This window comes from Ruegeria sp. HKCCA0370, assembly GCF_013033705.1.
Taxonomy (GTDB): Bacteria; Pseudomonadota; Alphaproteobacteria; order Rhodobacterales; family Rhodobacteraceae; genus Ruegeria.
In genome coordinates this window covers 1-1,008 of sequence record NZ_WQEP01000036.1, presented here as the reverse complement: position 1 = coordinate 1,008, position 1,008 = coordinate 1, and the positions used below count along the sequence as shown (strand labels likewise).

Here is a 1,008-nt window from a genome sequence, read left to right as displayed (position 1 = left end):
CCCAAGGCTTTCTCGGTGGCGTTGCCCTTGACGCCTTTGGGGCGCAGGTCGACCAGCACCACATGGGTGTCGGTGCCGTGGGTCACCGTGTCCAGACCGCCCTTGATCAGCTGATCCGACAGCGCCTGGGCGTTGGTGATCACCTGCTTGACATAGTCCTTGAACTCGGGCCGCAGCGCCTCGCCGAAGGCCACGGCCTTGGCCGCGATCACATGCATCAGCGGGCCGCCTTGAATGCCGGGGAAGATGGCCGAGTTCACTTTCTTGGCGATATCTTCATCATTGGTCAGGATCATGCCGCCGCGCGGGCCGCGCAGGGTCTTGTGCGTGGTGGTGGTGGCCACATGCGCATGCGGGAACGGGCTGGGATGCTCGCCGGCCGCGACCAGACCGGCGAAATGCGCCATGTCCACGTGCAGATAGGCACCGACCATGTCGGCGATCTGACGCATGCGGGCAAAGTCGATCTGGCGCGGAATGGCCGAACCGCCGGCGATGATCAGCTTGGGCTGGTGTTCCTTCGCCAGCGCTTCGACCTGATCGTAATCCAGCATGTTGTCCTGCTGGCGTACGCCGTACTGCACCGCGTTGAACCACTTGCCCGACTGGTTCGGGCGGGCGCCGTGGGTCAGGTGGCCACCGGCATCCAGGCTCATGCCCAGAATGGTGTCGCCGGGCTTGATCAGCGCCTGAAACACGCCCTGGTTGGCCTGAGAGCCGGAATTGGGCTGCACGTTGGCAAATTCACAGCCGAACAGCTGTTTGGCGCGGTCGATGGCCAGGTTTTCGGCGATGTCGACGAACTGGCAGCCGCCATAATAGCGGCGGCCGGGATAGCCTTCGGCGTATTTGTTGGTCATCACCGAGCCCTGCGCCTCCATCACGGCGACAGAGACGATATTCTCGGACGCGATCAGCTCGATCTCGTCGCGCTGACGACCCAGTTCCGACCTGATCGAGCCAAAAAGCTCGGGATCACGATCAGAAAGGGACTGGGTGAAAAATCCG

1 protein-coding gene is annotated in these 1,008 nt (G+C 62.9%); it reads right to left on the bottom strand.

What is annotated here, in order from left to right; genetic code table 11:
* Nucleotides 1-1,008 (bottom strand): serine hydroxymethyltransferase (glyA, locus tag GOW31_RS21840; RefSeq protein ID WP_171172797.1); only part of this gene is annotated, 1,008 nt, incomplete at both ends.